25 protein-coding genes are annotated in these 21,406 nt (G+C 66.4%); 7 read left to right on the top strand and 18 right to left on the bottom strand.

What is annotated here, in order from left to right:
* Positions 1 to 34: 34 nt before the first annotated feature.
* A complete protein-coding gene (upp, locus tag ACZK5G_RS08790; protein WP_005409099.1) occupies positions 35 to 667 on the top strand; it encodes a uracil phosphoribosyltransferase in 633 nt (210 codons plus the stop codon).
* Positions 668 to 814: 147 nt separating this feature from the next.
* On the top strand, positions 815 to 1,108 hold the full coding sequence (locus tag ACZK5G_RS08785; RefSeq protein WP_107432886.1) for a PsiF family protein: 294 nt from the start codon (positions 815 to 817) through the stop codon (positions 1,106 to 1,108).
* Positions 1,109 to 1,193: 85 nt separating this feature from the next.
* Here the strand turns inward: ACZK5G_RS08785 and ACZK5G_RS08780 are convergent, their stop codons facing one another.
* From ACZK5G_RS08780 to rsmD, 6 genes are all read right to left on the bottom strand, one after another.
* Positions 1,194 to 2,081 (bottom strand): MBL fold metallo-hydrolase, encoded by an 888-nt coding sequence (locus tag ACZK5G_RS08780; RefSeq protein ID WP_121503714.1) that lies wholly within the window; start codon positions 2,079 to 2,081, stop codon positions 1,194 to 1,196.
* Positions 2,082 to 2,201: 120 nt separating this feature from the next.
* Positions 2,202 to 3,932, bottom strand: coding sequence for a gamma-glutamyltransferase (gene ggt / locus ACZK5G_RS08775; protein WP_478466050.1), 1,731 nt, complete (start codon positions 3,930 to 3,932; stop codon positions 2,202 to 2,204).
* Complete coding sequence (locus ACZK5G_RS08770; protein WP_004153175.1) at positions 3,929 to 4,210, bottom strand: YfhL family 4Fe-4S dicluster ferredoxin; 282 nt, start codon at positions 4,208 to 4,210, stop codon at positions 3,929 to 3,931. Before ACZK5G_RS08770 ends, ggt begins: the two co-directional genes overlap by 4 nt.
* A 132-nt stretch (positions 4,211 to 4,342) precedes the next feature.
* Positions 4,343 to 4,834: a hypothetical protein gene (locus ACZK5G_RS08765; RefSeq protein WP_004153167.1), complete on the bottom strand. Its 492-nt coding sequence runs from the start codon at positions 4,832 to 4,834 to the stop codon at positions 4,343 to 4,345.
* A gap of 60 nt (positions 4,835 to 4,894) precedes the next feature.
* Entirely contained in the window at positions 4,895 to 5,404 is a 510-nt protein-coding gene (coaD, locus tag ACZK5G_RS08760; RefSeq protein WP_032130277.1) for a pantetheine-phosphate adenylyltransferase, read from the bottom strand.
* A 26-nt stretch (positions 5,405 to 5,430) separates the two neighbouring features.
* Complete coding sequence (gene rsmD, locus ACZK5G_RS08755) at positions 5,431 to 6,009, bottom strand: 16S rRNA (guanine(966)-N(2))-methyltransferase RsmD (RefSeq protein ID WP_478466048.1); 579 nt, start codon at positions 6,007 to 6,009, stop codon at positions 5,431 to 5,433.
* 649 nt (positions 6,010 to 6,658) lie between these two features.
* Here rsmD and htpG point away from each other — a divergent pair.
* On the top strand, positions 6,659 to 8,548 hold the full coding sequence (htpG, locus tag ACZK5G_RS08750; RefSeq protein WP_478466046.1) for a molecular chaperone HtpG: 1,890 nt from the start codon (positions 6,659 to 6,661) through the stop codon (positions 8,546 to 8,548).
* A 364-nt stretch (positions 8,549 to 8,912) separates the two neighbouring features.
* On the opposite strand, the gene ACZK5G_RS08745 is transcribed toward htpG, so the two are convergent.
* The gene (locus tag ACZK5G_RS08745) at positions 8,913 to 9,212 is read right to left on the bottom strand and encodes a hypothetical protein (RefSeq protein ID WP_277778607.1); all 300 of its coding nucleotides are present in this window, start codon (positions 9,210 to 9,212) and stop codon (positions 8,913 to 8,915) included.
* Positions 9,213 to 9,341: 129 nt separating this feature from the next.
* Here ACZK5G_RS08745 and ftsY point away from each other — a divergent pair, with 129 nt between their 5' ends.
* From ftsY to ACZK5G_RS08730, 3 genes are all read left to right on the top strand, one after another.
* The gene (gene ftsY, locus ACZK5G_RS08740) at positions 9,342 to 10,670 is read left to right on the top strand and encodes a signal recognition particle-docking protein FtsY (protein WP_279913381.1); all 1,329 of its coding nucleotides are present in this window, start codon (positions 9,342 to 9,344) and stop codon (positions 10,668 to 10,670) included.
* Positions 10,671 to 10,752: 82 nt separating this feature from the next.
* The gene (gene mutY / locus ACZK5G_RS08735; protein ID WP_478466044.1) at positions 10,753 to 11,877 is read left to right on the top strand and encodes an A/G-specific adenine glycosylase; all 1,125 of its coding nucleotides are present in this window, start codon (positions 10,753 to 10,755) and stop codon (positions 11,875 to 11,877) included.
* A gap of 5 nt (positions 11,878 to 11,882) precedes the next feature.
* Complete coding sequence (locus ACZK5G_RS08730; RefSeq protein ID WP_032128874.1) at positions 11,883 to 12,152, top strand: oxidative damage protection protein; 270 nt, start codon at positions 11,883 to 11,885, stop codon at positions 12,150 to 12,152.
* 74 nt (positions 12,153 to 12,226) lie between these two features.
* On the opposite strand, the gene ACZK5G_RS08725 is transcribed toward ACZK5G_RS08730, so the two are convergent.
* The 10 genes from ACZK5G_RS08725 to ACZK5G_RS08680 all read right to left on the bottom strand — a co-directional run bounded on the left by ACZK5G_RS08725 (position 12,227) and on the right by ACZK5G_RS08680 (position 19,275).
* Positions 12,227 to 12,676, bottom strand: a complete 450-nt coding sequence (locus ACZK5G_RS08725; protein WP_049460626.1) for a DUF6491 family protein — start codon at positions 12,674 to 12,676, stop codon at positions 12,227 to 12,229.
* A gap of 204 nt (positions 12,677 to 12,880) precedes the next feature.
* Positions 12,881 to 13,594: a lipoprotein-releasing ABC transporter ATP-binding protein LolD gene (gene lolD, locus ACZK5G_RS08720; protein WP_005409083.1), complete on the bottom strand. Its 714-nt coding sequence runs from the start codon at positions 13,592 to 13,594 to the stop codon at positions 12,881 to 12,883.
* Positions 13,587 to 14,828 carry a lipoprotein-releasing ABC transporter permease subunit gene (locus tag ACZK5G_RS08715; RefSeq protein ID WP_049434175.1) on the bottom strand — a complete coding sequence of 414 codons (1,242 nt, stop codon included), beginning with the start codon at positions 14,826 to 14,828 and terminating at the stop codon, positions 13,587 to 13,589. The genes lolD and ACZK5G_RS08715 overlap by 8 nt, the downstream gene beginning before the upstream one ends.
* Before the next feature lie 23 nt (positions 14,829 to 14,851).
* Positions 14,852 to 15,301, bottom strand: a complete 450-nt coding sequence (locus ACZK5G_RS08710; RefSeq protein WP_125895115.1) for a hypothetical protein — start codon at positions 15,299 to 15,301, stop codon at positions 14,852 to 14,854.
* On the bottom strand, positions 15,252 to 15,500 hold the full coding sequence (locus ACZK5G_RS08705; protein ID WP_005409080.1) for an FAD assembly factor SdhE: 249 nt from the start codon (positions 15,498 to 15,500) through the stop codon (positions 15,252 to 15,254). The genes ACZK5G_RS08710 and ACZK5G_RS08705 overlap by 50 nt, the downstream gene beginning before the upstream one ends.
* A gap of 98 nt (positions 15,501 to 15,598) precedes the next feature.
* Entirely contained in the window at positions 15,599 to 16,384 is a 786-nt protein-coding gene (locus ACZK5G_RS08700) for a succinate dehydrogenase iron-sulfur subunit (RefSeq protein ID WP_005409079.1), read from the bottom strand.
* 66 nt (positions 16,385 to 16,450) lie between these two features.
* Positions 16,451 to 18,241, bottom strand: coding sequence for a succinate dehydrogenase flavoprotein subunit (gene sdhA, locus ACZK5G_RS08695; RefSeq protein WP_134951043.1), 1,791 nt, complete (start codon positions 18,239 to 18,241; stop codon positions 16,451 to 16,453).
* Between the two features lie 31 nt (positions 18,242 to 18,272).
* Positions 18,273 to 18,659, bottom strand: a complete 387-nt coding sequence (sdhD, locus tag ACZK5G_RS08690; RefSeq protein WP_099554226.1) for a succinate dehydrogenase, hydrophobic membrane anchor protein — start codon at positions 18,657 to 18,659, stop codon at positions 18,273 to 18,275.
* The gene (gene sdhC / locus ACZK5G_RS08685; RefSeq protein ID WP_478466042.1) at positions 18,656 to 19,048 is read right to left on the bottom strand and encodes a succinate dehydrogenase, cytochrome b556 subunit; all 393 of its coding nucleotides are present in this window, start codon (positions 19,046 to 19,048) and stop codon (positions 18,656 to 18,658) included. Before sdhC ends, sdhD begins: the two co-directional genes overlap by 4 nt.
* A gap of 56 nt (positions 19,049 to 19,104) precedes the next feature.
* On the bottom strand, positions 19,105 to 19,275 hold the full coding sequence (locus tag ACZK5G_RS08680) for a DUF1674 domain-containing protein (RefSeq protein WP_005409075.1): 171 nt from the start codon (positions 19,273 to 19,275) through the stop codon (positions 19,105 to 19,107).
* Between the two features lie 39 nt (positions 19,276 to 19,314).
* On the opposite strand from ACZK5G_RS08680, the gene ygfZ reads away from it, so the two are divergent.
* Positions 19,315 to 20,190, top strand: a complete 876-nt coding sequence (gene ygfZ / locus ACZK5G_RS08675; protein ID WP_478466041.1) for a CAF17-like 4Fe-4S cluster assembly/insertion protein YgfZ — start codon at positions 19,315 to 19,317, stop codon at positions 20,188 to 20,190.
* An 87-nt stretch (positions 20,191 to 20,277) separates the two neighbouring features.
* On the opposite strand, the gene ACZK5G_RS08670 is transcribed toward ygfZ, so the two are convergent.
* Positions 20,278 to 21,360 (bottom strand): ABC transporter ATP-binding protein, encoded by a 1,083-nt coding sequence (locus ACZK5G_RS08670; RefSeq protein WP_071229277.1) that lies wholly within the window; start codon positions 21,358 to 21,360, stop codon positions 20,278 to 20,280.
* Positions 21,361 to 21,406: the final 46 nt, after the last annotated feature.

Genomic DNA, 21,406 nt, shown 5'->3' with positions numbered 1-21,406 from the left:
AATGGCGCCCTCTCTCCTTTTCCCCTTCCCGACCATGAAGATCGTCGAAGTGCGCCACCCGCTGGTGCAGCACAAGATCGGCCTGATGCGCAACGCTGCGCTCAGCACCAAGGATTTCCGCGAACTGGCCAACGAGCTGGGTACGCTGCTGGCCTACGAGGCCACCGCCGACCTGGACACCGAGCCGCACACCCTGCCCGGCTGGGCCGGCCCGGTCACCGTGCAGCGCATTGCGGGCGCCAAGATCACCGTGGTGCCGATCCTGCGCGCCGGCCTGGGCATGCTCAGCGGCGTGCTGTCGCTGATCCCGGCGGCCCGTGTCAGCGTGGTCGGCCTGCAGCGCGATGAGGAAACCCTGCAGCCGGTGCCCTACTTCGAGCGTCTCACCGGCCGCCTGGAAGAGCGCGACGCGCTGATCCTGGACCCGATGCTGGCCACCGGCGGCACCCTGATCGCCACCATCGACATGCTCAAGCGGGCCGGTGCCCGCCGCATCAAGGGCATCTTCCTGGTGGCCGCGCCGGAAGGCATCGAGGCGGTCAAGGCCGTGCACCCGGACGTGGAGATCTACACCGCGGCCATCGATGCCCAGCTCAACGACAAGGGCTACATCCTGCCGGGCCTGGGCGATGCCGGTGACCGCATCTTCGGTACCCGCGTCGGCTGATCGGACGATCCGGGGTCAGAGCCCTTTCGCCACGAAAGGGATCTGACCCCAACAGCGCAGGCCGTCGCGGCCGCGTTGCGATTCTTCACGTGCTCTTGGCGCCGGGAAGCGAATGCTCCGCGCACCCGCCACCCTTGGAGCTCACCGATGAAAGCCTCTTTCCTGCTGGCCGCCGTCCTGCTGGTCGGCCTGCCCCTGGCGGCCAATGCCACCACTCCGCAGCAGCAGCGCATGGCTGACTGCTCGGCCAAGAACAAGGGGCTGAAGGGCGATGCCTACAAGACTGCACAGAGCTCCTGCCTCAGCGGCCACGCCGCCGACGCCAAGCCGGTCAATACGCAGCAGGAACGCATGCGCAAGTGCAACGCTGACGCGGGCGCCAAAAAGCTGGCCGGTGATGCGCGCAAGACCTTCATGAGCAGCTGCCTGAAGGCGTCGTAATGGTCGCATCCGGATAAAACGCCATCCACGCATGGCGTGGATCCACGGACATCAGTGAAAGGCCGGGCATTGCCCGGCCATGCCATTACCCCAGGGCGCGTGCCTTCAGCTCACCCTGCTCGTGCAGGGTCACGAAACGCCCCTTGTCATCCCTGCCAAGCTGCGCCAATGCCACCTGCGGGTCGTGGGTGAAGAACAGCCGCACGTTGCGCGCCAGCTTGTCTTCCAGGAACTGCCGCTTCTCGTCGATCAGCAGCTCGGCATTGCGGTCATAGCCCATGGTGATCGGCACGTGTACCCATGAGCGGCCCGGGATCAGGTCGGCACAGAACACCACGCCACCATGCGCACTTTCGCCTGTATGCGCGTGACCGACGATCTCGGCCAGCATCAGCCCCGGTGTATGCCCGTCGCTGTAACTGAAGCGCACGCTGCGGCCGAGCGCCTTCGAGTACTCTCCGTCCACCACTTCCAGCCGGCCACTGGCCTGCAGCAGGCCCGGCAGTTCCGGAATGAAGCTGGCGCGATCGCGCGGGTGTGGCTGCACGGCGCGCTGCCAATGCTGTGCGCCGACCACGTAGGTTGCGTTGGGGAACAGCAACTCGGGCTCACGCCCTTCGCTCCATGCCGCCAGCAGTCCGCCGGCATGATCGAAATGCAGGTGGCTGAGCACCACCACGTCGATATCCTCGTGCTCGAAGCCGGCTTCGCGCAGCGAATCGATCAGCACGTGCTGGCTTTCCTGCACGCCGTAGCGCTCGCGCATGCGCGGATCGAAGAACGCGCCGATACCGGTTTCAAACAGCACCGTCTTGCCTTCCAACGGGCTGGCAAGCAGCGCACGGCAGGCCAGCTCGATGCGATTGAGCTCGTCCGGTGCCGCCCATTTTTCCCACAACGCGCGCGGCGCGTTGCCGAACATCGCGCCGCCATCGAGGCGCTGCGAGTTTCCACGAATAGACCAGAGTTTCATGTGTCGATTATCGGCGCCGGCTCGTTAAATAATCGCTAGAAGGGAAACAGAAAACCCCGCCGGCAAAGGCGGGGTTTCGATAATCAGCCGGATTGCCGGCCAGCAGCCGGCACCACCGGATCAGTGTGCCGGCACCACCTGGGCACTGCCCACCGGGTTGCGCGGGTCACTGCCACCGAACAGCTTGTTGGCCCTGCGGTCCCATTCCACGGTCTGCAGGTTGCCCCACACGTGGCTGGAACCGCGGCCACCCGCGGCGACATTGCCCGGCAGGTCGATCTTGTGGCCCATCGCCTGCAGCTGCTTCACCGTCGCCGCGTCGAACGCATCGTCCTCGGCTTCGATCAGGTCCGGCAGCCACTGGTGGTGGTAGCGCGGCAGTGCGGCCACCTGCTGCGCATCCAGGCCGTCGTCGTAGCCGAGGATGCCCAGCAGCACCATGGTGATGATGCGGCTGCCACCCGGGGTGCCCAGCACCACCACCTTGTCGGCGTTCTCCATGAAGGTCGGCGTCATCGAGCTGAGCATGCGCTTGCCCGGCTTCGGCGCATTGGCTTCATAGCCCATCACGCCGAACGCATTGGGCGTGCCCGGCTTCAGCGCGAAGTCGTCCATCTCGTTGTTCAGCAGCACGCCGGTGCCCTTGGGAATCAGCCCCGAGCCGTACAGCAGGTTGACGGTCTGGGTGGCGCCAACGCGGTTGCCGTCGCGGTCGATGATCGAGAAGTGCGTGGTCTCGTCGTCTTCCAGCGGCGTCGGGTTGCCCGACAGCAGGTCGCTGGGCGTGGCCTTCTCCGGATGGATGGTCGCCCGCAGGCCCTGTGCGTAGTCCTTGCTGGTCAGCACCTTCTGCGGGATCTGCACGAAGTCCGGATCGCCGAGGAAGAAGGTGCGGTCGCGGTAGGCGCGACGCATCGACTCCACCACCAGATGGGTGCGGTGCGCCGGGTCCATTTTCCTGATATCCCAGCCTTCCAGGATCTGCAGCATGCTGGCCAGCGCAATGCCACCGGACGACGGCGGCGGCGCAGTGGTGATCTTCCAGCCGTTGTAGTTGAACACGATCGGCTCGCGCTGCTTCACGCGGTAACCGGCCAGCTCTTCAGCGGTCCACTTGCCGCCGGCCTGCTTCACGCCGGCCAGCAACAGCGTTCCGGTCTGGCCCTTGTAGAAGCCATCGAAGCCACCTGCGGCCAGGCGCTCCAGCGTCTGTGCCAGCTCCGGCTGCTTGAACAGGTCACCGCTGGCGATCGGCTTGCCGTTGCGCAGGTAGACCTCGCGCGTTCCGGGATAGCGCTCCATCACTTCACGGCGCGAGGCATAGCCCTTGGCCATGCGGTCGTACACCGGGAAGCCTTCGCGCGCGATGCGGATGGCCGGCTGCAGCGAGGCCGCCAATGGCAGCTTGCCGTGCTTGGCCGACAGCTCGACCAGCGCTGCGGGCAGACCAGGAATACCGGCCGACCAGGCACCGTTGACCGAACGATCACGGTCGAGGTTGCGCTGCTTGTCGAGGAACGCCTGCGGGGTTGCTGCAGCCGGCGCGGTCTCGCGCGCATCCAGCATCACATCCTTGCCGGTGGCCGCATCGTGCAGCAGGAAGAAGCCACCACCGCCCAGGCCGGAACTGATCGGCTCGACCACCGCCAGCGTGGACGATACCGCCACCGCGGCATCGAAGGCGTTGCCGCCCTGCGCCAGGATGTCGATGCCCGCCTGGGTGGCCAGCGCATGGCCGCTGGCAATGGCCGCGCCATCGGGGCGCTCGGCACGGGCCGGGCTGTCGGCCCAGGCAATCGGGCTCAGCAGCAGGCCGAGCAGCAACAGGGGGCGGACGATCAGCGTCTTCATTCGGATGGGGGCTCCGCGTAGAGTTCGGGGTGATCGTGCTGCAGCTGGCGCAGCTTGGCCAGCAGCTGGTCTTCCGTTTCCACGATCTCCGGGTCCGGGTCGATGCACTCGACCGGGCAGACGACCACGCACTGTGGCTCGTCGAAATGACCCACGCATTCGGTGCAGCGCGCAGGGTCGATCACGTAGATGGTTTCACCCATCGCAATGGCCTGGTTCGGGCAGGCCGGCTCGCATACGTCGCAGTTGACGCAGAGCTCGTTGATTTTCAGCGACACGGCGATACTCCTCGCCCGCGCCCTGGGACAAAGGACCGGCCAGCGCGGGCGCGCGGGCCGGTCAGGTCATCAGCGGCGCCCTTGCAGGACGCCGCCCGGGCCATGCCGGAGCATGGCCGCCATGGCTCGGTATTACTTGGCTTCGACGAAAATGTACTCGGCACCGGTCGGCTGGATCGCAGCCTGTACGCGGGCGTTGTCGGCCGACTGACCGATGAAGACGACGCGCACGCCCTTCATCGAATCCGGCGACACGTCCTTGAACACGGCCTGGATCATGTCAGCCATCTTGCCCGAGGCCGACGAACCGAAGGCCAGCATGTTGCCCGGCTGCACGCCACGGGCCACGGCCTGGGTCGCGCTCTCGGTCTGGCGCTCGTACTTGGCCTGGAAGTCCGGGTCCGATTCCGGCGAGAGGTAGTACAGGAACGGGCTGTTGGTGATGTTGCCCATGTTCTGGATCGCCACTTCCTGCAGGTACTTCTTCCAGCCTGCATCGTCGTCCTTGGACGGAGCGACCAGGGCCTGCTTGGCCTCGTCGACCGGAGCGGCCTCTTCCTTCTTGCAGGCGGTGAAGGCCAGGGCCAACGAAGCGATCAGCATCGCGCGCATGGTGGTGTTCATGGGTTTCCTCCCGGAATGGTGCGTGGTGTTGTACGTAATGGGGTGCGGGTACAGCGGGGCTTACGACTGTGCCGACTTCGCTTCGCGGACCTTGCGCAGGGCTTCGAGCACCGCGGCCGGCACGAAGCCGGACACGTCGCCGCCCAGGCGCGCGATCTCGCGGACCAGCGAGGACGAAATGAAGCTGTGCTGCTCGGCCGGGGTCAGGAACAGGGTCTCGACCTCGGGGATCAGGTGCCGGTTCATGCTGGCCATCTGGAACTCGTACTCGAAGTCGGACACCGCGCGCAGGCCGCGCAGCAGCACCCCGCCCTGGACCGAACGTACGAAATGCGCCAGCAGGGTATCGAAGCCGATGACCTCGACGTTGCTGTGGTGGGCCAGCGCGCCACGCGCCAGCTGCACGCGCTGCTCCAGCGGCAGCGCCGGGCCCTTGGACGGGCTCTGCGCCACGCCGACCACGACCTTTTCGAACAGCGGCGCGGCCCGGCTCACCAGGTCGATATGACCATTGGTGATGGGGTCGAACGTGCCGGGGTAAACGGCGATGCGGCGATTGGCCACGGTCATGGGCGGTTGCAGATGTTCAGATGAGGTCAAAGTGTAGCAGTGGCGCGGCGGTACAGGGCAAAGCGCACCTCGCGGGTGCCGCCCTCGCGGTGCAGCAGCCAGTCCGGCGGCAGCACCGGCACGTGGCCGGCCGGCGATTCCAGGTACAGCCAGGCATCGGCGGCCAAGTGCCGCGGCAGCTGGGCCAGCACGTCCTGCCACAGGCCGTCGGCGAACGGCGGGTCGACGAAGACCAGATCGGCCTGCTGCGCCGGCGCGCCCCGCAGCCAGCGCAGGGCATCGGCCTGCACGACGCTGATCTGGTCGCTGGCCTGCAGCTTGGTCACGGCAGCGGTCAGATTGCGTCCCAGCTGCGCGTCGCGTTCGACCAGGGTGGCGTGTGCGGCACCGCGCGAGACCGCCTCCAGGCCCAGTGCGCCACTGCCGGCGAACAGGTCCAGCACGCGGGCCCCACCGAGCCTGGGCATCAGCCAGTTGAACAGGGTCTCGCGCACGCGGTCGCTGCTGGGCCGCAGCCCCGGCAGGGTCGGCACCGGCAGGCGGGTATTGCGCCAGCGCCCGCCGATGATGCGGACCTGGCCGTCATTGCCGCCACGGCCGCTCATCGGCGCCCCCGGCGGGAGGTATTCGAGAATTTCAGCATGAGCGGGATTGTAGTTCGGCCGGGCTTTGCCCGGCACCCGCAGAAGCCGCAGCAACGGCCGAAGCAACAGCAACAGCGGGCATTCCTTGGGATGGCGGGGTGGGTCCGGTTGAGGGGGGCGCTGCAAGTACATCCATGTAAGCTCGGTCGCCGCATCCATGCGGCTCACGCCCCCTCAACCGGACCCACCCCGCCTTCGACAGTTTCCTGCGATCTGTCGGAACGTCTCTTGGAGTCAGATCCGTTTTCCTGCGGAAAACGGATCTGACTCCATTTGATGTATCGATATCTGACAGATGTGTCGACCAAGGTCGACACCTACCAACAGCCGCGTGAACCTGTCAGAGGCGGGGCACTGTGGGTTCGCGGGGTGTGAGCCGCATGGATGCGGCGACCAAGGCTACATGGACGTACTTGCGCCGCCCCCGCGAACCCACAGTGCCCCGCCATCCCACGGGATGCCGCTCTGGCCCTGGCTTTGGCAGTTGCAGTTGCACTGAGCGGGTGCCGGGCGCAGCCCGGCCGACCAACCCCTTGATTTCGGGACAATCAGCCATACCCCTTGGCGAGGCCGCACGCGCTGGCGCGGCATTGCACACGGAGCCTTATCGATGACCGAGACCACCCAGACCGAAACCCTTGGCTTCCAGACCGAAGTCAAGCAGCTGCTGCAGCTGATGATCCACTCGCTGTACTCCAACAAGGAAATCTTCCTCCGCGAGCTGGTCTCCAACGCCGCCGACGCCGCCGACAAGCTGCGTTTCGAGGCCCTGACCCAGCCGGCCCTGCTGGAAGGCGACAGCGAACTGCGCGTGCGCGTCAGCTTCGACCCCACCGCCCACACCATCACCATCGAAGACAACGGCATCGGCATGAGCCGCGCCGAAGCCATCGCCCACCTCGGCACGATTGCAAAGTCCGGCACCGGCGATTTCCTGCGCCAGCTGTCCGGCGACCAGAAGAAGGATTCGCAGCTGATCGGCCAGTTCGGCGTCGGCTTCTACAGTGCCTTCATCGTCGCCGACGAAGTGGAAGTGACCTCGCGCCGCGCTGGCCTGGCTGCAGGCGAAGGCGTGCGCTGGACCTCGCGCGGCGAAGGCGATTTCGAAGTCGCCACGGTCGACAAGGCCGAGCGCGGCACCCGCATCGTGCTGCACCTGAAGGAAGGCGAGCACGACTTCGCCGATGGCTGGCGCCTGCGCAGCATTCTCAAGAAGTATTCGGACCACATCGGCCTGCCGATCCAGATGCCCAAGGAGGGCGAAGACGGCGCTGCCGGCGAGTGGGAGACCGTCAACCGCGCCAGCGCGCTGTGGACCCGCCCGCGCACTGAGATCAGCGACGCCGAGTACACCGAATTCTACAAGCACGTGGCACACGACCACAGCGATCCGCTGGCGTGGAGCCACAACAAGGTCGAGGGCAAGCTGGAGTACACCTCGCTGCTGTATGTGCCCGGCCGCGCACCGTTCGACCTGTATCACCGCGATGCACCCAAGGGCCTGAAGCTGTACGTGCAGCGCGTGTTCGTGATGGACCAGGCCGAGCAGTTCCTGCCGCTGTACCTGCGCTTCATCAAGGGCGTGGTCGATTCCAACGACCTGTCGCTGAACGTCTCGCGCGAGATCCTGCAGTCCGGCCCGGTCATCGATTCGATGAAGGCGGCGCTGACCAAGCGCTCGCTGGACATGCTGGAAAAGCTGGCCGCTGACAAGCCGGAGCAGTACACCACGTTCTGGAAGGAATTCGGCCAAGTGCTGAAGGAAGGCCCGGCCGAGGACTACAACAACCGCGAGAAGGTGGCCGGCCTGCTGCGCTTCGCCTCCACCCGTGGCGACGGCGATGCGCAGAGCGTGTCGCTGGCCGATTACCTCGGCCGCATGACCGAAGGCCAGGACAAGATCTATTACCTGACCGGCGAGAGCTACAGCCAGGTGCGCAACAGCCCGCACCTGGAAGTGTTCCGCAAGAAGGGCGTGGAAGTGCTGCTGCTGACCGACCGCATCGATGAGTGGCTGATGGGCTACCTGACCGATTTCGATGGCAAGGGCTTCGTCGACATCGCCCGTGGCGACCTCGACCTGGGCGCGCTGGAAAGCGAGGCGGACAAGCAGGAGCAGGAAGCGGCGGCCAAGGACAAGCAGGGCCTGGTCGAGCGCCTGAAGACGGTGCTGGGCGACGACGTGGCCGAAGTGCGCGTCTCGCACCGCCTGACCGATTCGCCGGCGGTGCTGGCCATCGGCGAACAGGACCTGGGCCTGCAGATGCGCCAGATCCTGGAGGCCAGCGGTCAGAAGGTACCGGACAGCAAGCCGGTGCTGGAGATCAACCCGGGCCACCCGCTGATTGCCAAGCTCGATGCCGAAGCCGATGGTGCGCGCTTTGACGACCTCGGCCGGGTGCTGTTCGACCAGGCTGCGTTGGCCGCCGGTGACAGCCTGAAGGATCCGGGTGCCTATGTGGCGCGCCTGAACAAGCTGCTGCTGGAGCTGTCGGCCTGATTGAGGCGGTGGTCGCCGGGCATGGCCCGGCGCTACCGGGTGCTGGTGGATGCCAACCTTGGTTGGCATTCCTGCTCTGGTAGGTGCCAACCTTGGTTGGCACTGTTGCCCTGGTAGAGGCCAACCTCGGTTGGCGCCCCAAAAGCGTGCCAACCAAGGTTGGCACCTACCAAGGCGGGTCGAGCGTGCCAACCAAGGTTGGCACCTACCAGGGCGGGTCGAGCGTGCCAACCAAGGTTGGCACCTACCAGGGCGGGTCGAGCGTGCCGACCAAGGTTGGCACCTACCAGGCTGGGTCGAAGCGTGCCGACCAAGGTTGGCACCCACCAGGGGCGGCGGTTGGCACCTGCCAAAACTGTGTTGCTCAGGCGTCCCGATCCAGCAGTGAGCCCAGCATCTGGTCCTGGCGACGGATCACCGTGGCATTGGCGGCGAAGGCCACGACCTCGGCTTTCGCGGCCAGCAGATCACCCAGCGGCGCGCCGGCATCGGCGCCGATGGACGCCACCGAAGCCTGCACCCCACCCTGCTCGGTGGGAATGCGCTGCAACTGCAGGTGCTGGGCATCCGGGGTCGCCAGGTTGGCCACGTTGTGCGCGGCCACCTGCACGCCCTGCTGGGCCGCACGCATCCCGCTGAGGGCGATTCCCATCACGTTGTCCATGGCGGTCTCCGGGCCGCACGACTCAGCCCTCCGGACCGGTTAACGGCCGGTGGGCCGCAACCTTGAGTCCACATCGGCCCGACAGGCCCGAGTGGTAGCATATCCCTCTGATTTCAGCGCCTTTTGCCAATGCTCAGTTTTTTCCGCCGCAAGAAGCCCCAGGATGCCCCCGCAACGGAGGCGCCCAAGACCCAGCACTACTCGGCTGAAGAGCTGGCGGCGGCATTCCCGTCGGCCGCGCCGGTCGAGGACAAGGAGCCGGCGCCGGTAGCAGTACCGGCCGAGCCTGTACCGGTCGAGCCGCCCCCAGCAACCGCCGTTCCGGTCGCTGTCGAGCCCACCCCGGTTATTCCGGCCCCAGCCGCACCGGTTCCGGCAGCTCCTGCGCCGACGGCTCAGATCGACGTCGCCCCTATCGCGACTCCGGCCATCGAACCGGCCCCCGTACCGCTGCCTGAGCCCACCCCGGCACCGACACCGGCACCGGTCACCGACGACCTGCCTGCCGCCGCCTCGATCGACGCCGTTCCGGCGCCGGCTGGCAAGCCCGGCTGGCGCGAGCGCCTGCGCAACAGCGTCATCGCGCGCAGCTTTGGTGGCCTGTTCTCGCGCAACCCCAAGCTTGACGACGACCTGCTGGACGAGCTGGAAACCGCACTGATCACCGCCGACGTCGGTGTCGGTGCCACCACCGACCTGGTCGAGGGCCTGCGCAAGCGCATGAAGTCGCGCGAGTTCGCCGACGCCAATGCGCTGCTGGCCGCGCTGCGCGCGGAGCTGATCGCGATCCTGCAGCCGGTGGCCAAGCCGCTGGTGATCGACCGCAACGCCAAGCCCTTCGTGGTGCTCACCGTTGGCGTCAACGGCGTCGGCAAGACCACCACCATCGGCAAGCTGGCCAAGCGCTTCAAGGACGATGGCCACAGCCTGATGCTGGCCGCCGGTGACACCTTCCGCGCCGCCGCCGTGGCCCAGCTGCAGGCCTGGGGCGAGCGCAACGGCGTGGCCGTGGTCGCGCAGGGGCAGAACGCTGATGCCGCTTCGGTGGCATTCGACGCGCTCCAGGCCGGCAAGGCCCGTGGCACCTCGGTGCTGATCGCCGACACCGCCGGCCGCCTGCATACCCAGTCCGGCCTGATGAACGAGCTGGGCAAGATCCGCCGCGTGCTCGGCAAAATCGACCCCACCGCCCCGCACGAAGTGCTGATGGTGATCGACGGCACCACTGGCCAGAACGCGCTGTCGCAGCTGCGCCAGTTCAATGCCGCAGTGAACGTGACCGGCCTGGTGGTGACCAAGCTGGACGGCACCGCCAAGGGCGGCGTGGTGTTCGCGCTGGCCCGCGAGTTCGGCATTCCGATCCGTTTCGCCGGCATCGGCGAGCGCCCGGAAGACCTGCGCGTGTTCGACCCGGAAGCTTTCGTCGACGCCCTGCTGCCCGAAGCGCTGGGCGCCTGATACACCGTGCAGCCACGCATGGCGTGGCTCTACTGCAATCCAGTAGAGCCACCCCATGGGTGGCTGCCTCTCTGGAACACCAATGCCCCGCCAGCCGCACGCCAGCGCCAAGACTGCCCGGGAAGACGGTTTCGTCGCCCGCCTGCTGCACTGGTTCGACGACCACGGCCGCCACGACCTGCCCTGGCAGCACCCGCGCAGCCCCTATCGGGTCTGGCTGTCGGAAATCATGCTGCAGCAGACCCAGGTGAGTACGGTCATCCCGTATTTCCAGCGGTTCCTGCAGCACTTCCCGACCCTGCCCGACCTCGCCGCCGCCAGCAACGACGCGGTGATGGCGCAGTGGGCCGGGCTCGGCTACTACGCCCGCGCACGCAACCTGCATGCCGCTGCGAAGCGCTGCGTGGAACTGCACGACGGCGACCTGCCGCGTGATTTCGATGCATTGCATGCCCTGCCCGGCATCGGCCGCAGCACCGCCGGTGCGATCCTCAGCCAGGCCTGGAACGACCCGTTCGCGATCCTCGATGGCAACGTCAAGCGGGTGCTCAGCCGTTACCACGGCATCGAGGGTTTCCCCGGGCTGCCGGCCATCGAGAAGCAGCTGTGGGCGATCGCCGAGGCGCATGTGGCGCAGGTGCCGGCCGAGCGCATGGCCGACTACACGCAGGCGCAGATGGACCTGGGCGCGACGGTGTGCAGCCGTGCCAAACCGGCCTGCGTGATCTGCCCGTTGCAGGATGACTGCGTGGCACGGCGCGAAGGCCGCACCGCTGAACTACCCACGCCCAAGCCCAGCAAGACCCTGCCCGAGCGCGAGGCCGTTGCGCTGCTGCTGCGCGACGCCCAGCAGCGTGTGCTGCTGCAGAAGCGGCCGGACACCGGCATCTGGGCGCAGTTGTGGACGCTGCCGCAGGCCGATGCCGGCAGCGTGCTGCAGGACTGGTTCGACGTGCACGTCGACGGCTCGCTGGAAGAGGCCGAAGAGCTGCCAGTGCTGCAGCACACCTTCAGCCACTACAAGCTGCATCTGCAGGTATTGTCGCGGCAGGTACACGGACTGCGCGTGGAAGAACCCACGCTGCGCTGGGTCGCCAGCGACGAACTGCACGCACTGGGCCTGCCGGCACCGATCCGCAAACTGCTCGACGGCGCAACGATCAAGACGCCGAAACGAAATTCCAAGAAACCCCGCAACCACGAGTGAATGCCATGTCCCGAACCGTCTTCTGCCAGTACGAACAACGCGATGCCGAGGGCCTGGACTTCGTGCCCTACCCCGGCGAACTGGGCCAGCGCATCTTCAACAACATCGGCAAGCAGGCCTGGGCTGCGTGGCTGGCGCACCAGACCATGCTGATCAACGAGAACCGCCTGTCGCCGCGCACGCCGGAGCATCGCGCGTTCCTTGAAGGCGAACTGGTCAAGTTCCTGTTCCAGAAGGACGCGGAAAAGCCGGCCGGCTTCACCCCGGAAGCCTGACACACAGGTAGTGCCGGCCGCTGGCCGGCAACCTGGCATCTGCGCGATGCCGGCCAGCGGCCGGCACTACCACGCTATTTCGTGCTTTCCTCGCGCTCCTGCACCTGCGCCTGGCGCAGCTCCTGCTCGGAGGCGCGCAGCGCCTTCACGTCCAGCTTGCGGATGCTGTCGATGAAGCACGGCATGCGCGGGCCACCGGCAGGGTCGCGCACCAGCACCTTGTCGAATCGCGCCGAAACACGGTTCATCTGGCTGGTCAGGCCGATGGCGGTGGCATACGGCAGGTCCTGGCAGGGACCCCTCAATTCCAGCAGATAGGCCTCGCTGGGACGCGTCCACACCGCCAACGCGCTGTCACCCAGTTCGGTCCAGCCGTTGAGGCTGCCGAAGAACTGCATGTCGTTCTGCGGCGCGCCGGCATGGGCACGGTACAGGTCAAGTTTCTCGGCAGAGCTGAGCCGGCCGGTGGTCGCGCAGGCGGCCAGCGCCAGGCAGAGTCCGGCCATCAGGATCGGGGTCTTCATGGCGATCTCCTCGGGGAACTGTCGCCATCATGCGCCTGCGCAGACAACGCCGGCGCGAAAGCCAGTACCCCATTCAGCAGCCGGTCGGCGGTCGCCCCAAGCAGGCCCAAGGCTCCGGATTCCGGTAGTCGCCAACCTTGGTTGGCGCTTGCCCTGCAAGAGCAGCCGACCAAGGTCGGCTTCCACCAAAGCGGGCCCGGCGCCTCAGACGTCGGCGTGGGCCAGCGCGTGCAGGCGCCCCTCGCGCAGCTCCAGCACCCGGTCCAGGCGCCGTGCCAGGCTGCGGTCGTGGGTCACCAGCACCAGGCTGGTATGCCGCGCACGATTCAGTTCCAGCATCAGCTCGAACACCGTCGCCGCGGTGCGGTCATCGAGGTTGCCGGTCGGCTCGTCCCCGAGCACGCAGGCCGGATGATTGACCAGCGCACGCGCCACTGCGGCACGCTGGCGTTCGCCACCGGACAGTTCGCCGGGCTTGTGGTCCAGGCGATGGCCAAGGCCGACCGCTTCCAGCAGCGTGGTGGCCCGGCTGCTCGCCTCGGCCACTGCAGTACCGGCCAGCAGCACCGGCATCATCACGTTTTCCAGCGCGGTGAACTCAGGCAGCAGGTGGTGGAACTGATAGACGAAGCCCAGCGCCTGGTTGCGCAGCAGGCCGCGCGCGGTATCGGACAGCGCTGACATGCGCTGGCCGGTCACATAGACCTCGCCGGCGGTCGGAATGTCCAGGCCACCCAGCAGGTGCAGCAGCGTACTCTTGCCGGCACCGGAAGCACCGATGATCGCCACCGTTTCGCCTGCGGTCACGGTCAGGTCCAGGCCATCGAACACCGGGGTCTGCATGCGCCCTTCGGCGTAGGTCTTGCCCAGTGCTTCGGCGCGGATCACTTCATCGCCCCGGTTGAAGACCTTATTCATAACGCAGGGCCTCCGCCGGCTGGGTGCGTGCTGCCCGCCAGGCGGGATACAGGGTGGCCAGGAAGCTCATCAGCAGCGCGACCACGGTGATCGCCACCACGTCGCCGGTCTGCATATCGGTCGGCAGGCCGGTGATGTAGTACACATCCTCCGGCATCAGCTTGACGTTGAACACGCTCTCGATGGCACCGAGGATGCGCTCCAGGTTGAGTGTGAGGGTGATGCCACCGATCAGGCCGGCCAGCGTGCCGAAGATGCCGATCAGCGAACCCTGCACCATGAACACCTGCATCACCCCGCCCGGGGTCAGGCCGAGCGTGCGCAGGATGGCGATGTCGGCCTGCTTGTCAGTGACCAGCATCACCTGCGAGGACACCAGGTTGAAGGCGCCCATGGCGATGATCAGCGACAGCAGGATGCCCATCACCACCTTCTCCATGCGCAGCGAGTGGTAGAGGTTGGCGTTCTGCTGGGTCCAGTCACTCACGCGGTACGCACCACCGAGGTTCTGCGCGAGGTCCACGCCCACTTCCAGCGAGCGGTCCATGTCGTGCAGCTTCAGCCGCACGCCGGTGGCGCCATCGGAACGCAGCACGCGCTCCAGGTCCTTCATGTTGGCGAAGCCGACGCCGCGGTCGACCTCGTTGTAGCCGGCCTCGAAGATGCCGCTCACGGTAAAGCGTTTCATCCGTGGCACCGCACCGGCAGGCGTGCCCTGCACTTCGGCGAACGTCACCAGCACCTGATCGCCGACATCGACGCCCAGCCAGATCGCCAGCTCCTTGCCCAGCAGCAGATTGAAGCTGCCCGGCGTGAGGCTGTCATAGCTGCCCTTGGTGACCTTCTTGTCGATCACCGATACCTTCGGCTCCAGCGCCGGATCGATGCCCTGGATGATCGCGCCCTGCACGCGCGGGCCGCTGATCATCGACTGGATCTCGATGTACGGCGCAGCACCGGCCACGCGCGGGTCCTTGCTGGCCACGTCGACTACGCGCATCCAGTCCGGCATCGGCTCACCGTCACGGCTGATGGTGGTGTGCGCGGTCATCTGCAGCAGGCGGCTGCGGATTTCCTTCTGGAAACCGCTCATCACGGCCAAGGTGGTGATCAGCACCGTGACGCCGAGCGCGATGCCCAGGATCGATGCCATCGAGATGAAGGAGATGAAGCCGTTGCGGCGCTTGGCGCGCAGGTAGCGCAGGCCAATGGCCACGGGAATGGGTTTGAACATGCAGGCACGCCGGTCAATTCAGCTTATGGTGCCATCGACCGGGGCCTACGGGAAACGCCACGTGCGGCCACGGCCAGTCGCAGTTCACGTCGCTGCCCGGAATCGAGCACATCCGGCCAGAACAGCAGGCGCCGGCGGCGCCGATCCTCACGCCAGAGCAACAACAGCCATGGGCCACGCACGACCAGCTGGGGTGCATCGGCGTCCTGCCCGGCCACCTGCAGCGGCTCAGGTGGTAGCGGCAGAAGCACCTGCACGCGTGGCCTGCGCTGGCGCCAGGCCAGTTCGGCCAACCCGATGACCCAGGCCAGCACCACCGCGGGCATCAGCAGCCGTGAAGGCAGATCCGATGCACGCAGCAGCCAGGGCGCAGCCAGCAGCACCGCCAACTGGGCGGCAGCCTGCAGCCGCGAGGGGCGCCACTCAAGGCTTGAGGGCGAGGATCTTCTGCATGAGGGGGATCGCGTGCGCATGTGGACAGGCCTCATAGCCCATGAACCAGCGCCACAACTTATCGTCCTCGCAGTCGAGCAGGAACAGGAAAACCTCGCGCTCTTCGGTCGGCGCAGTGCTCCATTCGTGGTCCAGGTAGCGACCGAACAGCTGGTCCAGCTCACGCATGCCGCGGCGGCAACGCCAGCGCAGCTTCTTCAGCAGAACGTCTTCTTCCATCATGTTTCTCCAGATACAGCAAAGCCACGCATGGCGTGGCTCTACTGGGGTGGCACAGCCACGCGTGGCGTGGCTCTACCGGGTACAGCCAGGCCTGATCAGGCGCGGCGTTCCATCATCAGCTTCTTGATCTCGGCGATCGCCAGCGCCGGGTTCAGGCCCTTCGGGCAGGTCCGGGCGCAGTTCATGATGGTGTGGCAGCGGTACAGCTTGAACGGATCTTCCAGATCGTCCAGGCGTGCACCGGTGTCCTCATCGCGCGAGTCGATGATCCAGCGGTAGGCCTGCAGCAGGATCGCCGGGCCCAGGTAACGCTCGCCGTTCCACCAGTAGCTCGGGCAGCTGGTCGAGCAGCAGGCGCACAGGATGCACTCGTACAGGCCGTCCAGCTTCTTGCGGTCTTCCGGCGACTGCAGGCGCTCACGATCCGGCGGTGCCGGAGTCTGGGTGCGGATCCACGGCTTGATCGAGGCGTACTGCGCGTAGAAGTGGGTCAGGTCCGGAACCAGATCCTTGACCACGTTCATGTGCGGCAGCGGGTAGATCGGCACTTCCTTCTTGCCGCAGTCCGAGATGGCTCGGGTGCAGGCCAGGGTGTTGGTGCCGTCGATGTTCATCGCGCACGAACCACAGATACCTTCGCGGCAGGAGCGGCGGAAGGTCAGGGTCGGGTCGATCTCGTTCTTGATCTTGATCAGGGCGTCCAGGACCATCGGGCCACAGGCGTCCAGATCGACTTCATAGGTATCGGTGCGCGGGTTGCTGTCGTCGTCCGGACTCCAGCGGTAGATCTTGAAGGTGCGCACGTTCTTGCCGCCGTTCTTGACGGGGAAGTGCTTGCCCTTCGTGATCTTGGAATTCTTGGGGAGTGAAAACTCGGCCATGGCTGCTCTCGTTGGCTCAGGCGGCCCGCGCCCGTGGGCGCGGATTGCATGGTAGGCGGGGTCGGATCAGTACACGCGCGGCTTCGGCGGCACCACGGACACGTCGTCGGTCAACGTGTACATGTGCACCGGACGGTAGTCGAAGCTGCACTTGCCCTTCTCGTCGACGCTGACCAGGGTGTGCTTCTGCCAGTTGACGTCGTCGCGGTCCGGATAGTCCTCGTGCGCATGCGCGCCGCGGCTTTCCTTGCGCTGTTCGGCCGAGTTGATCGTCGCCACCGCGTTGAGCAGCAGGTTGTTCAGCTCGTAGGTCTCGATCAGGTCCGAGTTCCAGACCAGCGAACGGTCAGAGACCTTCACGTCCTGGAACGAGTCGAAGATCTTGTCCATCTTCTCGCAGCCTTCCTTCAGCGTCTGGCTGGTGCGGAAGACGGCCGCGTCGGCCTGCATGGTGCGCTGCATGCGATCGCGGATGACCGAGGTCGGGGTATCGCCGTTGGCGTGGCGCAGCTTGTCCAGCAGGCCCAGCGCCTTGTCGCAGGCATCGGCCGGCAGCGGCTTGTGCGACGCGCCCGGCTTGATGGTCTCGGCGCAGCGGTTGGCCACTGCACGACCGAACACCACCAGGTCCAGCAGCGAGTTCGAGCCGAGGCGGTTGGCACCGTGCACGGACACGCAGGCGGCTTCGCCGATCGCGTACAGGCCCGGGATCACCGCATCGGGGTTGTCGCCATCCTTGCGCACCACTTCGCCGTGGTAATTGGTCGGAATGCCGCCCATGTTGTAGTGCACGGTCGGGATCACCGGGATCGGCTGCTTGTGCACGTCGACGCCGGCGAAGATGCGGGCGCTCTCGGCAATGCCCGGCAGCTTCTCGTCGATCACGCCCGGGCCAAGGTGGGTCAGGTCGAGCAGGATGTGGTCCTTGTGCTCGCCGACGCCGCGGCCTTCGCGGATCTCGATGGTCATCGAACGGCTGACCACGTCGCGCGAGGCCAGATCCTTGTAGTGCGGTGCGTAACGCTCCATGAAGCGCTCGCCGCTGCTGTTGCGCAGAATGCCGCCTTCACCGCGGACACCCTCGGTGATCAGGCAGCCGGCGCCGTAGATACCGGTCGGGTGGAACTGCACGAACTCCATGTCCTGCATGGCGATGCCGGCACGCATGGCCAGGCCGCCACCGTCACCGGTGCAGGTGTGCGCCGAGGTGGCGCTGAAGTAGGCACGGCCGTAACCGCCGGTGGCCAGCACCACGCCCTGGGCGCGGAACAGGTGCAGGGTGCCGTCGGACATGTCCAGAGCCAGCACGCCGCGGCAGGCGCCTTCGTCGTCGAAGATCAGGTCGAGCGCGAAGTACTCGATCATGAAGCGCGCATCGTGCTTCAGCGACTGCTGGTACAGGGTGTGCAGCATCGCGTGACCAGTACGGTCGGCCGCCGCGCAGGTACGCTGCGCCGCCGGGCCTTCGCCGTACTTGGTGGTCATGCCGCCGAACGGGCGCTGGTAGATCTTGCCTTCGGCGGTACGCGAGAACGGCACGCCGTAGTGTTCGAGCTCGATGATGGCCGGAATGGCCTCACGGCACATGTATTCGATGGCGTCCTGGTCGCCCAGCCAGTCCGAACCCTTGATGGTGTCGAAGAAGTGGTAACGCCAGTCGTCCTCGCCCATGTTGGCGAGTGCGGCCGAGATACCGCCCTGGGCGGCAACGGTGTGCGAACGGGTCGGGAAGACCTTGGTCAGGCACACGGTCTGCAGGCCCTTGGCGGCCAGGCCGAACGTGGCGCGCAGGCCGGCGCCGCCGGCGCCGACCACGACCATGTCGTACTTGTGTTCGGTAATCTTGTAAGCGGACATCTAGTCTGGATTCCTGTCTTGGCGCCTGGGCTCAGGCAACGCCGAGGGCGATGCGGCCCACCGCAAACACACTGACGATCATGCCGAGCACGGCGACGAACTTCACCGCGGTCTGCAGCACCAGGGCCAGCAGCGATTCGTGGATGTAGTCTTCCAGCACGACCTGCAGGCCGAGCTGCGCGTGCCAGAACATGGCGATCAGCAGGCCGATCAGCGGCACCGCGTTCCAGGGCTTGGCGATCGCGGCGGTGGCGGTCGCGTAATCCGAGCCCAGCAGGCCCAGCACGAACACGAGGAACCAGATGCCCAGCACCACCAGCGCGGCAGCGGTCAGACGCTGATGCACGAAGTGCTCGGTGCCGGTCTTGGCCGAACCCAGGCCACGCACGCTCTTCAGCGGAGTACGGAACTTGCTCATGCGGCACCTCCGAACATCACATAGCCCCACACGGCCAGGGTGATCGCCAGGCTGCCGATGACCGACATCCAGCTGCTGCGGATGAAGGTGGCGATGCGGAAGCCGATGGCGAAATCCTGCACGATGTGGCGGATGCCATTGCACAGGTGGTAGGCGAACGACCATGTCCACGCGAACAGGAACACGCGGCCATACCAGGCCCCGGCATGGCCGGTGAAGCAGTTCCAGGACTCGGGCCCCATCATCAGGGCCAGCAGGCCGGCGGCGATGATGAGGGCACCAACAGACAGAAAGACGCCAGTGGCTCGATGCAGGATCGAGGTGGCCATCTGAATCTGCCAGCGATACACCTGAAGGTGCGGGGAAAGTGGGCGTTGTCTGGTCGCCATTCGCTGGGCTCGTTGTCTCGGCTGGGCGGCACACGGCCGCGTTGGCTCAATGCTGATCAGAAATCGATGCAGCGTCCGTTTTTCTCCCAATCGCCATACCGCACCGGATCAAGTCCGCCGCGGCCGCCGAATTCCTCTGCTTTTTCCTGTTCCACGGGCACGGGTGCCGCGGGGACCAGCGGGGCTTCAGATTCGTCGTCGGGAGTGGGGGTTGTTTGGCCTATCATGTTCGGTCTCGCAACGCACAAATTTTAGACCTCGTTCACGTGCCTGACAACCTGCCCCCTGCTTTCGTCGGATATCCGCGCCTGCCCGGCCACCAGCTGCTGAGCCTGCAAGGCCCGGATGCGGCTGTCTTTGCCCACGCCCAGTTCAGCAGCGACGTCACCGCCCTGCCCCTGCTGCACTGGCAGTGGAGTGCCTGGCTGAGCGCCAAGGGCCGCACCCTGGCGGTGTTCCAGCTGCTTCGGCTGGCCGAGGACCACGTGATGCTGGTGCTGGCCGACGGTGATGCCGATGCGATTGCGTCGCAACTGCAGCGCTTCGTGTTCCGCCGCAAGGTGAAGGTGCTGGTGCGTAGCGACCTGGCCGTGGCCGGCGCGTTCACTGCGCCGGAGGCCGCCAGCGGCGCCGCGATTGCGCACGCTGCAGCGGACGGCTGGGAACTGGACCTGGGCAGCGACGCCTTGCCGCGGACCCTGCGCATTGGCAGCGCCGATGCCTTCGCCGCCGGCAATGAAGCCGATGAGGCCGCTTTCGCACTGGCCTGGCGCCAGGCAGACCTGCGCTACGGCCTGCCCCGGCTGCAAGAAAGCCAGCGCGAAGTGTGGACCCCGCAGCAGCTGGGGTTGGACCGCCTGAACGGTTACAGCGTGAAGAAGGGCTGCTATCCCGGCCAGGAAATCGTCGCCCGCACCCACTTCCTCGGCAAAGCCAAGCGCGCGGTGCAGCTGCTGCATACCGCGGCACCGGCGCAGGCCGGCGATGGCGTGCAGCAGGATGGCGCAGCGCTGGGCACGATTGCCTGCGTGGCCGGCGACCTGGCACTGGCGGTGCTGCCGCTGGAAGCCAGCGACGCTGATCTGCAGGTGGGTGATGCGATCGCGCAGCGCATGCCGTTGCTGGATGGCCTGGCGCGCTGAGCCCGGTGGATGAAGGAATGGTAGTGCCGGCCGCTGGCCGGCAACCACGCATGGTTGAGGTTGCCGGCCAGCGGCCGGCACTACCCGTTACAGCCGCTCGCCGGATTCCGGGTTGAAGAAGTGCAGGCCCTGCGGGTGGATCGCCACGCGGATCTGCTCGCCCACCGCCGGCAGCGACTGCGGCGCCACGCGCATGGTCAGCGCGTGCTGGCCACTGCTCAGGTTGACGAAGATCTCGTTGCCGACCGGTTCGATGCCTTCAATGCGTGCGGCAAATGCATGCGCATCATCGGCACTGGCCGGCTGCAGGTGTTCCGGGCGCACGCCCACCGCGATCGGCTTCTGCAGCCACGCCGGATCGATCGTGGCCTGGCCCAGCGGTGCCCGCCATTCGCCGTCGACCACGGTCACGCCACCGGCATCGCCCTGCAGCGTGCCACGCAGCACGTTCATCGCCGGGCTGCCGAGGAAACCGGCCACGAACAGATTGGCCGGGCGGTCGTACAGCGCCATCGGCGTATCGATCTGCTGGATGATGCCGTCCTTCAGCACCACGATGCGCTGGCCCAGGGTCATTGCTTCGACCTGGTCGTGCGTCACGTAGATCATGGTGGTGCCCAGCTTGCGATGCAGCTGCGCGATCTCGGTACGCACGCTGTGGCGCAGCTTGGCGTCGAGGTTGGACAGCGGCTCGTCCAGCAGGAACACCGCCGGCTCGCGCACCAGTGCACGGCCCAGCGCAACACGCTGGCGCTGGCCACCGGACATCGCCTTGGGCAGCTTGTCCATCATCTCGGTCAGGCCCAGGGTCTGCGCTGCTTCGGCGATGCGCTTGTCGATGGTCGCCTTGTCATGCCCGCGCAGCTTCAGGCCGAAGGCCAGGTTCTCGGCCACGGTCATGTGCGGGTACAGCGCGTAGCTCTGGAACACCATGGCGATGTCGCGGTCCTTCGGCGCCACGTCGTTGACCACGCGATCACCGATGGTCAGCGTGCCGCCGCTGATCTCCTCCAGGCCAGCCACCATCCGCAGCAGGGTCGACTTGCCACAGCCGGACGGACCGACCAGCACCATCAGCTCGCCATCGGCGACCTCGAAGCTGGCGTCCTTCACCGCGACCTGGCCGTTGTCATAGACCTTGCGCACACCCTGCAACTGCACTTTTGCCATATCACCTATCCGGTCCGCCCGAAGCCGGGCTGTCTTTTGGGACTGC

This window comes from Stenotrophomonas sp. 62841_Sma (genome assembly GCF_056482945.1).
The sequence above is the reverse complement of the archived record's forward strand: the minus strand, read 5'-3'. Positions and strand labels throughout refer to the sequence as shown.

Coding starts and splice junctions, on each gene's coding strand:
- sdhD (WP_099554226.1), bottom strand. CDS start 18,659: ATGAGCAAGTTCCGTACTCCGCTGAAGAGCGTGCGTGGCCTGGGTTCG.
- ACZK5G_RS08705 (WP_005409080.1), bottom strand. CDS start 15,500: ATGGAAGAAGACGTTCTGCTGAAGAAGCTGCGCTGGCGTTGCCGCCGC.
- sdhA (WP_134951043.1), bottom strand. CDS start 18,241: ATGTCCGCTTACAAGATTACCGAACACAAGTACGACATGGTCGTGGTC.
- ACZK5G_RS08730 (WP_032128874.1), top strand. CDS start 11,883: ATGTCCCGAACCGTCTTCTGCCAGTACGAACAACGCGATGCCGAGGGC.
- ACZK5G_RS08710 (WP_125895115.1), bottom strand. CDS start 15,301: ATGCGCACGCGATCCCCCTCATGCAGAAGATCCTCGCCCTCAAGCCTT.
- ACZK5G_RS08715 (WP_049434175.1), bottom strand. CDS start 14,828: ATGTTCAAACCCATTCCCGTGGCCATTGGCCTGCGCTACCTGCGCGCC.
- lolD (WP_005409083.1), bottom strand. CDS start 13,594: ATGAATAAGGTCTTCAACCGGGGCGATGAAGTGATCCGCGCCGAAGCA.
- ACZK5G_RS08745 (WP_277778607.1), bottom strand. CDS start 9,212: ATGGACAACGTGATGGGAATCGCCCTCAGCGGGATGCGTGCGGCCCAG.
- mutY (WP_478466044.1), top strand. CDS start 10,753: ATGCCCCGCCAGCCGCACGCCAGCGCCAAGACTGCCCGGGAAGACGGT.
- coaD (WP_032130277.1), bottom strand. CDS start 5,404: ATGACCGTGGCCAATCGCCGCATCGCCGTTTACCCCGGCACGTTCGAC.
- htpG (WP_478466046.1), top strand. CDS start 6,659: ATGACCGAGACCACCCAGACCGAAACCCTTGGCTTCCAGACCGAAGTC.
- ggt (WP_478466050.1), bottom strand. CDS start 3,932: ATGAAGACGCTGATCGTCCGCCCCCTGTTGCTGCTCGGCCTGCTGCTG.
- ACZK5G_RS08680 (WP_005409075.1), bottom strand. CDS start 19,275: ATGATAGGCCAAACAACCCCCACTCCCGACGACGAATCTGAAGCCCCG.
- ftsY (WP_279913381.1), top strand. CDS start 9,342: ATGCTCAGTTTTTTCCGCCGCAAGAAGCCCCAGGATGCCCCCGCAACG.
- ACZK5G_RS08725 (WP_049460626.1), bottom strand. CDS start 12,676: ATGAAGACCCCGATCCTGATGGCCGGACTCTGCCTGGCGCTGGCCGCC.
- ACZK5G_RS08765 (WP_004153167.1), bottom strand. CDS start 4,834: ATGAACACCACCATGCGCGCGATGCTGATCGCTTCGTTGGCCCTGGCC.
- sdhC (WP_478466042.1), bottom strand. CDS start 19,048: ATGGCGACCAGACAACGCCCACTTTCCCCGCACCTTCAGGTGTATCGC.
- ACZK5G_RS08700 (WP_005409079.1), bottom strand. CDS start 16,384: ATGGCCGAGTTTTCACTCCCCAAGAATTCCAAGATCACGAAGGGCAAG.
- ACZK5G_RS08785 (WP_107432886.1), top strand. CDS start 815: ATGAAAGCCTCTTTCCTGCTGGCCGCCGTCCTGCTGGTCGGCCTGCCC.
- upp (WP_005409099.1), top strand. CDS start 35: ATGAAGATCGTCGAAGTGCGCCACCCGCTGGTGCAGCACAAGATCGGC.
- rsmD (WP_478466048.1), bottom strand. CDS start 6,009: ATGAGCGGCCGTGGCGGCAATGACGGCCAGGTCCGCATCATCGGCGGG.
- ACZK5G_RS08780 (WP_121503714.1), bottom strand. CDS start 2,081: ATGAAACTCTGGTCTATTCGTGGAAACTCGCAGCGCCTCGATGGCGGC.
- ACZK5G_RS08670 (WP_071229277.1), bottom strand. CDS start 21,360: ATGGCAAAAGTGCAGTTGCAGGGTGTGCGCAAGGTCTATGACAACGGC.